Below are 9234 nucleotides of genomic sequence, written 5' to 3'. Positions count from 1 at the left end.
AGACAATCACGGTGTTTTCCCACTGCCCCGATGCCTTGAGCTGTGCAAAGATCCGTCCGACATGGTAGTCGAAGCCCGTGATGCAGGCGTAGTAGTCGGCGAGCTGCTGCTTGGTGTCCTCGGGCGTGCGCGGCCAGGGCGCGAGCGCTTCGTCGCGTACGGTCATCTCGCCATTATCGAAGGGGTGCAGCGGTAGAAAACTGGCGGGCAGGGGAATGTCTTTGGCGGCATAGCGGCCCATAAACTCCGGCGCGGCAAGGCGCGGGTCGTGGGGCACGGGCGGGGCGAGGTAGATATAAAATGGCCGGGTGGACTTGCGCTCACTCAGGAACTTGAGCACGGCGTCGGCGTGACGCTCACTGGAGCCTACCCGTTGCTGGCCGCGATCTTCCATCACGATGTTCTGATCGAAGGCTTGAATCCCAGCGGTGTACTCGTTGCCGCCCTTGCCAACGTGAAAGGTCTCGTAGCCCGCCGCGCTCAGGACTTTCGGCAGGGTTGCGGCTGGGTCGCCACCACGGGCCGCCGGAATTCGCAGCCAGGACTTCCCCGTAAGCAGCATCGTGCGGCTGGGCAGGCACACCGCGCCGATCATAGAGCCCATGGTGTAGGCCCGCGTGAAGGTCATTCCGCTCTTCGCGATAGAGTCGAGATGGGGCGTTTGCAGCAGTTTATTGCCCAGAGCGTTTAAACCGTCGGCGCGGTGGTCGTCGGCATGGATGTAGAGAATATTGACTTTGCGAGTCTCCTGGGCAGCGGCTTGCTTGTAAAGTCCGAGCCAGAAGCTCGCGAACAGGGCCGCGCCTAGAGCGGCCCAACGCAGATTATTTTTCATGATTTAGCTAATCGTAGCTCCGCAAACATCAGGGTGCCCCAGGGAATATGACCGCCGCTCTGACTGATCTCAGGCCGTGTTTTTGCGACGACTTCTCGGCAGTGGGGCATCTCAAGTTTTTTTCTGACGTGGTAGTGGTGCACGATCCGCTCGTAGATCGGGGCGAAGCGGCCTCGGGATTTTGGGGAGATCGTGGGGTTGACGTAGGTTCCGCCAATACTCGTGTAGGTCTCGTAGGGCACGTCGTGGCCGAGGTTGTACTTGGCAGTGTACTCAAAACCAAGCGCGAGGCGGCTGTTGCTCGTGCTGTACAGATCAACGCCCTGCTTCCAGGCCATCTCGCAGGCACAGCCTAAAAAGCCCAGTCCCATCTGTGTGTGCGCCTGATCCCGACCGCTCTCCTGGCACTCGCCAAAGGCGTTGAAGTAGTGCTCAATCGCGCCGTTTCCCTCGCCTTTCTGGAAGTATGTCACCGCCCGCTCAAACATCGCCTGGTCGTCCAGAAACACGCCCATCGCCAGCATGGTCTGGATCATGGAGGCGTCCCAGTTGCCATTGGCTTTTGGGAAAAAGTCTTTGATCGCGGGATAGAAGACCTGCCGGAGTAAGTGCTCGAACTGCTTTTGGTCGTCTTTAAGCCAGCCTGCGTCGGTGTGGCGCAGAAGCTCGGCCGCATTGCAGAGGTGCACGCCGACCATGCCGATGAGTAGCTTGGTATCGTGGCCAGAGACCGTTTTTAGTGTACTGGACCAGGCGTTAAGTAGCGCAATGGCCTTCTGGGCATGGGCTTGCTTGCCGGTCAGGCACCACTGCAAGGCATGAGTATAGGCGGCAGAAGAGTCCCCCGAAAGCTCGGAGCTGCCAATATTGGGGTTGTTGTAGGGACCGCGTACGACCTCGGGGCGCGGGCGCGGGGTGTGGTTAAGAGAAGCCGATGGGGACTCTTGCAGTTTCTCCCAAGCAGTCTTCCAGGGCTCTTCTCCCGCTGTGACTTTCTGCTTAATAAATGCTAGCTCCTCACGGCTATGGAGCAGACCGGGGTGAACGAAAGGCTTTTTCATGGTTTTGTTGGTACCGCCTCTTTCCAGCCCCCCAGAAACTGCTGCGTAAGCTTTGCGACAAGGCTTGCATTTTTCGGATCGCTTGCAATATTGGTGTTTTCTGCCGGGTCGGCCTGATGGTCGTAGAGCTCCACGGCATCTACTTTCGTGTGATCCTCAGGATTTACCCAGCGCGTGAGCCTATAGCGATCCGTTCGCATGGTATAGCCCATGAGCTTCTTGCCCCTCTCGTTTCGGGGATACTGGCTAAATGCCGCCGACTTCCAGGGGCGCTTGGGACTATCGAGCAGCGGCCTGGCGCTAACTCCCTCCAGCTTGTGGGGCAACGCGAGGCCCGCCAGGTCGGCGAGGGTGGGGTAGATGTCCACAAACTCCACCAGCGCATCGGTTTTCTTGCCTTTCGCCTTCATCCTGGGAGCCGAGATAATCAGCGGCGCACGCACATCGTTTTCGACGTTGCTGTGCTTGGCCCAGCGGTCGTGCTCGCCCAACTTCCAGCCGTGATCACCCCAGAGGACCACAATCGTGTTCTTCGTCAGCCCCAGCCGATCCAGCTCGTCGAGCACGCGCCCCAGCTGCGCGTCCATGTAGCTGACGGCGGCGTAGTAGCCGTGCTTGAGCTGCCGCGCGTAGCTCTCCGGGAGATGGCTGACATCGGGGACGCCACTGTAGCTCCACAGCTCGGGCTTCTCCACAAGCGCATAATCCGGCGCGTCCTTGGGCAGGAAACGATTCTCGGCCAGCGGAATCTTCGCCGGGTCGTAGAGATCCCAGTACGCCTTCGGGGAGATAAAGGGCAGGTGCGGCTTGTGGAACCCGACAGCGAGAAAGAACGGCTTCGAGCTGGTCTTGAAGCCACGCAGGGCCGCGATGTCTTGGTCGGCGAGCTTGCCCTCCCCGCCGCCGTTGGGGCCTTCGTCTGTGGCGCGAAACGCCTGGCCACGGTCCGTGCTGGTCAGCGTGATCCCGTTTTCAATCATAGGGGGCTTGGGCTGCCGCTTCGGTTTTGCAGGACTGGGAGCCTCGGACGAAGGGGTAAACTTTCCGTCGGCAGAGTCAGACCAGGACTGCAAGTCGTCGAGGCCGCTGTGCGTGGAGGCTTCGCCGTGGTAGATCTTGCCTAGGCCCGCGCTCACGTAGCCGTTTTTCCGAAAAAGCTCGGGCAGAGCGACCGTGTCGGGGAGAGCCTTGCGAAAGTGCGTGTCCAGATCCCACACTTTTGTTGTGTCGGGGCGCATCCCGGTCAGAACGCTCGTGCGGGAGGGCGAGCAGACGGCCTGCTGGCAGTAGGCACGATTAAAAACCATGCCGCGCCGCGCCAAGCGGTCAATATTCGGGCTCTTGATAATCGTGTTGCCGTAGCAGCCCAGCTCCGGTCGCAGGTCGTCGGAGACCAAAAATAAGACATTGGGCTTGCCTTGCACGGCGGGTGCCTGTGCCTGAACCGACTGTACAGCAAGAAGAAGCGCTGTCGTTAAGCCTAGCTTCCAGATCATTTCTTACTCCTTCGTGACTTCCAATACAATAGACTTCTGACCGCGCCAGACTTCTAGTTGCACCTTGCCAGAAGCGTCACGCCAGCGGCGCTGCAGATCAGCCACAGAGCTCGTCGGCCTGCCTGCGCACTTTAAGATCACATCACCGACAAGCAGTCCCGCTTTGGCCGCCGCGCTCCCCGCAGGCACTTCAAGCAGGCTCACGCCCACCTCGCCAGGCAGACCGGCGGCGGAGACCTCGCCTAGGCCGATAACATTTTTAACTTTTGCGCCAAGCCACTCGGTGATTCGCGCATCGCGCCGGGACTTCTCCTCGCGCATCGCCCCCAGCACGGGCAGCTCGGGCGTTTTGGCGATCGCACGCAGACGCTTGCCGGTCACGCCAAACTGATCCATCGGGAAGTTCTTGAAGCCCAGAGCCAGTGCAGGCGAGCCGTCTTTCACGCGATAATCGCCCTTGGTCGGATTGATGAACTGAGCGTCGGCAATGATTGAGTTCTGGTCGTAGCCGCTCTCTTTCTGGAATAAAACGGCGGGCTGAGTGTCTTTTGCACCGCTCTGGTGTAGCAGGTTGAAGTCCACTTGCTTGCCCCAGGGCGGATTGACACGGATGGGCTTGTAGGGCGTAAGAACGATATTGAACCGAAAAATATCCTGGCTATTGCCGTACCAGACATGCGGGTGAAAGGAGTTATTCACCGTGATATTGTTCTCGACAGTGCGATAGAAGCCCTCGCGATTTTTAAGCCCGCCGTTGAGACAGAGATTGTTTCGGATCTCGTAGTTCGAGGAGCCATCGTCTAGATCAATGTCCCAGCCGTGATCGCAGCGCCAGCGGTTGTTGCGGAGGATATTGGGGCGCGTCACGTCCAGCAACGGCAGGTTTTTATTTTCTCCCAGCGTGATCGTATTAAGATCCACATCTTTCAGCCCCCAGAACCGGTCGCGACCCCAGGAGTTGAACGCCCCGTGGTCGCCCGTCTCCAGCACGGTATCGAACACGTCGCAGAACTCGATGACATGGCCACCCCAGCAGCCATCACCGATATTCACCCCGGCGCGTGGCACACTATAAATCGAGCAGTGGCTCACCGTGATGTTCATCGCCATGTCAATCTCGACCCCGGCGACTTGCTTCTCGACGCGGCCTATCTCGTGGATCAGGCAGTCCTCCACCCGCGAGTCGGACGGGAAGTTCTGCGACTTTGGCCCCGGCGTCTTGTCAATCTCCGCCAGATTGGCACGCTTGGCGTAGCCGACCAGGCCATTGCGCACCGCCTCGGGGTCACCGACAAAGGCGATTCCGTTGCCACCCGCCTGGAAGATATGGCAGCCCTGCACCAGCAAACGCCGGTTGTAGTGGTTCACAAACAGCGCGTTGCCCCCGACATGGTCAATATCGCAGTCCGTGATGCGACAGTCCTCGGTGCCATTCACAAAAACAGCCCCGCCACGATAGACCGTCCAGTCGGTGCGCAGCAGGGGCTCTTTGTTGTCCATAAACGTGCGCGCCGCATGGCGAAACGTGAGCCCCTTCAGCGAAAGAAACCGCACGGGCTGCTGCCCGGTGCCACGCAGCTCCACCAGCGAGCGCAGGCGGACGGCCTCCAGGGCCGCCTTGGCGAGATCCAGCCCGGCAGGGGGATAGAGATAGAGCACTCCGGCCTTGGTATCTAAAAACCACTCGCCCGGCGCGTCTAGCTCCTCGAAGATATTCTCCACAAACCGGTCATTCGGGTGCGGAGCCGATGGACGATTGTTCTGCCAGCCGCCCTCGTAGGTCAGCTTCCCGCTGGCGTCCTTGCCGGTGATCTGGTAGTGCATCCCGCCCCAGTGGCTCTTGTGCATCGCATGGATAAACCCGCCTGCCGGAGCTTGCCAACGAGCCACGCGCTCGTCACTGAACGCATCCGCCGCCGTGCCATTGAAGATGCGCTGGCTGGCACTGAAGTTCGGGTAGCGCGCCATGGGCATCAGTGCGCTATTCACAAAGAGCTGGTCGGACGTAAAGCCTGCCGGGACTTTTGTCTTTAGGATGCCATTTTGGTGCGGCTCCCACTTAAGCCCGGTGAGAAGCTGCCCCCCACTGAGAACCGCTTGCTCACCCTCGGCGCTGCAATACTCAATGGGGGCGCTGGGTGCACCGGAGTCTGCCGCCGTGAAGACAAGCGCTTCGGGCAAACGATAGATACCGCCGCGCAGAATCACCTTGAAAGGCTCTTTGGCGCGTTTTGGCGACTTTCGAACGACATCCCGAGCATGCGCAATCGTGGCGAACGGCTTCGCCTTGGTACCCAGCCCGGCATCGCTGCCCGTCGGGCTGACATAGAGCTCCGCTGCTGTCGCCATGGAAGACATGGTAAGGCAACTCAGGAGCGAAACGCAAGCGCGACGAATTTTCAGCGTGGACGGTAAACGTCCCGCTGTAGGGCCTACGGCCGCCTCCTCGTTCCTCGTCAGTAAATTTCGCCGAAGGCGCGGCGGAGGAACGACGCCCCATAGCCCGGACGATCTCCGTCCTGGGCGAATAACATTCAACAATGTCATGGCAGAAGCTCCACATGATGGAGCCGAAAGCCCGTCCAGCCCGCATTCTCGGGAGTGAGCGTGAGGGTCTGCACACCGGCTCCGGTCAGTGTGAGGGTGCCCAGAACGACCGTGCGTTTTGCGCCTTTCTCCTCGCGTGTTATCTCGCCCACCGCCGAAGATGCGCCTATAGCCACTTTCAGCTTCCCGCCTCCTGCACCCGATACCACCGCGCGAACCGTGTAGGTGCCCGGCTTTGTCACCTTAAATTGCCAGGAAAGCGGCGCGTCGGGGTGGAGCCAGTCGGCAGCCCACACATCGCCTGCCGCCTTCAGTGTCGCATGCCTCGCAACCTCGCTGTGCAGATCGGCAATGGCCACGCTCAGCTTTATGGAACCGTCGGCCTTCTGCGCGGGCAATAGCGCCGCTACCTGAAGCGGCTCACTGAGTTTTACTTCGATGACGCTGGCGATGGCATCCGGCGCTTTCCCTTCGAGGGAGAAAACCATGCTATCGCCAGCGGATTTCGCAGCAACGGCCTGGCCGCTGGCAAGCAGTCGCGCCGACTGAACTTTACTGCGCAGCCCTGGTAGAGTGAGCTTGCCATCGGCAGGCCAGTCAAAAACATGCAGATAGAGCGAGCCGCCGCTCGCCGTGAGTTTTTGGGTGCACCGGCCCCAGGGGAGTGCTGGAAATGGGCTTGCCGTCGTGCCGTAGATCGCCTCCCCGTTCACTTTCATCCACTCGCCAATCGCCTTGAGCCGCTCAATGGACGCAGGAAGCAGCGTGCCCTGTGCCGTCGGACTGACGTTGAGCAGGTAGTTGCCGCCTTTGCTGGCGATATCCACTAAGTTTCGAATCAGCGTGGTCGGGGTCAGAAAGCTGGTGTCGGAGCTTTTAAAGCCCCAGCTCCCGCTGATGGGCATGCAGACTTCCCAGTTCTGACCCGCCGCTCCCTCCACCGGGATCTTTCTCTCAAAAGTCTGGTGGTCGCCGGGATAGCCCTCGCCTAGGCGGTCATTGGTGATGATGCCAGGCTGGAGCGCCGTCAGAGAGCTCAGGCCATCCATAGACTCCTTACTCATTTTTCGAGGAGTGTCCCACCAAAAGATTCCGATGGGGCCGTACCCGGTCAGTAGCTGCTTCACCTCGGGAATCGCCTTTTCGCGAATGTACTCATCCGTGCTGACGCGCTTCAGATCCTTGTCCCAGGTGTTGCCCATGCCACCAGGATGGTGCCAGTCCTGAGCCTGGGAGTAGTAGAACCCAAAGCGCATTCCGTGCTTCTGGCAAGCATTTGACAGCTCTTTCATGACATCGCGCTTGAACGGAGTGGCATCCACGACATTATAAGAACTTGCTTTGGAGCCAAACATCGAGAAGCCGTCATGGTGCTTGGCCGTGATAACGATGTACTTCATCCCCGCACTCTTGGCTCGCAGAACAAACTCCTCCGCATTGAACTGCGTGGGATTGAACTGTGCCGCGAACTTCCCGTACTCCGCGATGGGAATTCTCCCCCGGTTCATGATCCACTCGGCGCTGTTGGGCTGTGTTTTTCCGTTGTACTCTCCCGCAGGCACAGAGTAGATGCCCCAGTGAACAAACATCCCAAACTTGGCCTCGTGCCACCATGCCATTCGGGACTCCGTAGAGACACGAGCTTGCTCCGAGGCAGTCGAGCTCCGGTAAGGAACCAAGACGTCCGGCTTTCCTTCCGCACCTTGTGCCACGGAAGAAGCTCCAAGCGAGAAGAAGAGAGCAGAGAGAACGGGGATCGTATTTTTCATAAAGCATCTTGATGGCTCCCAGGTCGATTTTCCAATCAACCTGGAAGCCTTGGTAAGTGGACTCGTTTTTCTACTTAGGAATTGGCTGTGGCCCGTTGTAGTTGGCGAGCTTGGGATCGGTGCCAGGGGGCACCGCATCACTAGGTTGGTTCGCTTGTGTCGCCGCCGGTGGTGCAGGGGCAGGCTCTGGTTTAGGAGCACAGCCCACCAGTAAGGCAAGCACGGTAGCGAGGATCATGCCCCGCGTGACTATTGCTGACATTGTGGCACCCAGTTCTGGCGGTGGTTGCGGATATAGAGATTTCCATCTTTAGACCACTTCGCATGCCCATCCAAGTAGATCATGTTGCGCCCTCCCGCGTGCTTAGGAGTCCAGTCGGAGTAGCAGCGCGGGCAGTCGCCAATCGCTGCAGTGGGGCTGGGATCTTCTACAACATGGTTGAGTGGCAGATCAGTGCAGAGTCCCCCAGCAATCGAGGTGGACTGGACACCGCGCCAGCCCTGGAACTCGACGACGCGGCAGGCTTTGCCTGTCTCAAACATCAGAATCAGATCCGCAGGACGCGGAACCTCCGCAAGCCGCCGCGCAGGTGTTGCCGCTACCCCTTGGTCGCCTAACCAGTTGTTGTAGATGAAGCTGGCACTATCCGTTCTTGTCTTGGCAAGCCAGATCGGAGAGCCGGAAGGACAGTCCAGAATCTGAGAATTTTTGGTGTACGGATAGAGAACATAGGCCCAGTTTGGACTGAACTGAGGACGTCCTGACTGTGGCCCTGTAAACCAGCCAAAAGGCTGGCCAGTTGCTGGGTTGTTGATATTGGCATTGGCAGTGCTCGGCCACCAGTCCGTTTGAGTACCACTAGCACAGCCTCCATTAGGATTAGGAGCACCGTTCTGGCAGCGGTAGAGCTCCATGAGCTGCTCGTCATAGTCCTGAGCATACATCATGGCCGCCGTCCCCATCTGCTTGGCATTGGAGAGGCAGGCAACCTGGCGGGCTTTATCTCGTGCCTGTGCAAAGACAGGAAAGAGAATGGCGGCAAGAATCGCAATGATAGCGATGACGACGAGTAGCTCAATGAGCGTGAAAACATGTTTACGACGTTGCATAACAAAAGATTCCCCTCTATGGGATCTGGTGTCGGAGTTAGACACTGCGCTCTCCGACGGTGGCGCGGCTGATACAGTAAGTGAGCTGTACCGACGATTCTACCAGTCACTCACTGGCGAGAAGCTCGATCAGTGTGAAAGCGGAGCGGCGGGAAGAGAGAGGTAAACAATGCATTGTTATTAAGTGTCCTTTCTTAAGACAAAGGAGGCGCAACGGAGCCGCCTCGAACCAGGGTAGGAACCGCAATATGGCTATGCACCACCGTTGGAAACGTCGGGTGACAGAGCAGATCCAGTGCCGTGCGAAGCTGCCAGTCCAAGGCTTGATCCACGGTAGTAAGCCGAGGGCGCACGAGCTCTCCTTCAGGCAAAGCATCGTAGCCGGTGAGGGAGACATCTTCGGGCACACGAATCCC

At 59.0% G+C, this 9234-nt stretch carries 8 protein-coding genes; all 8 read right to left on the bottom strand.

Translation table 11 applies throughout. The features are described 5' to 3' along the window. Positions 1-835 (bottom strand): sulfatase-like hydrolase/transferase (locus RMO15_RS26910; RefSeq protein ID WP_309720103.1); only part of this gene is annotated, 835 nt, incomplete at its 3' end. Then, on the bottom strand, positions 832-1896 hold the full coding sequence (locus RMO15_RS26905) for an alginate lyase family protein (protein WP_309720100.1): 1065 nt from the start codon (positions 1894-1896) through the stop codon (positions 832-834). The genes RMO15_RS26910 and RMO15_RS26905, both read right to left, overlap by 4 nt. Then, positions 1893-3392: a sulfatase gene (locus RMO15_RS26900; protein WP_309720097.1), complete on the bottom strand. Its 1500-nt coding sequence runs from the start codon at positions 3390-3392 to the stop codon at positions 1893-1895. The genes RMO15_RS26905 and RMO15_RS26900 overlap by 4 nt, the downstream gene beginning before the upstream one ends. Positions 3393-3395: 3 nt before the next feature. After that, positions 3396-5750: a PDZ domain-containing protein gene (locus tag RMO15_RS26895; RefSeq protein WP_309720094.1), complete on the bottom strand. Its 2355-nt coding sequence runs from the start codon at positions 5748-5750 to the stop codon at positions 3396-3398. A gap of 185 nt (positions 5751-5935) precedes the next feature. Then, the gene (locus RMO15_RS26890) at positions 5936-7708 is read right to left on the bottom strand and encodes an alpha-L-fucosidase (protein WP_309720091.1); all 1773 of its coding nucleotides are present in this window, start codon (positions 7706-7708) and stop codon (positions 5936-5938) included. Between the two features lie 70 nt (positions 7709-7778). Then, on the bottom strand, positions 7779-7970 hold the full coding sequence (locus tag RMO15_RS26885; protein ID WP_309720089.1) for a hypothetical protein: 192 nt from the start codon (positions 7968-7970) through the stop codon (positions 7779-7781). Next, entirely contained in the window at positions 7958-8818 is an 861-nt protein-coding gene (locus tag RMO15_RS26880; protein ID WP_309720085.1) for a prepilin-type N-terminal cleavage/methylation domain-containing protein, read from the bottom strand. Before RMO15_RS26880 ends, RMO15_RS26885 begins: the two co-directional genes overlap by 13 nt. A 194-nt stretch (positions 8819-9012) precedes the next feature. Beyond that, on the bottom strand, positions 9013-9234 hold a 222-nt coding region (locus tag RMO15_RS26875), incomplete at its 5' end, for a substrate-binding domain-containing protein (protein WP_309720082.1).

It is taken from the genome of Armatimonas sp., from assembly GCF_031410135.1.
GTDB lineage: Bacteria > Armatimonadota > Armatimonadia > Armatimonadales > Armatimonadaceae > Armatimonas.
The sequence above is the reverse complement of the archived record's forward strand: the minus strand, read 5'-3'. Positions and strand labels throughout refer to the sequence as shown.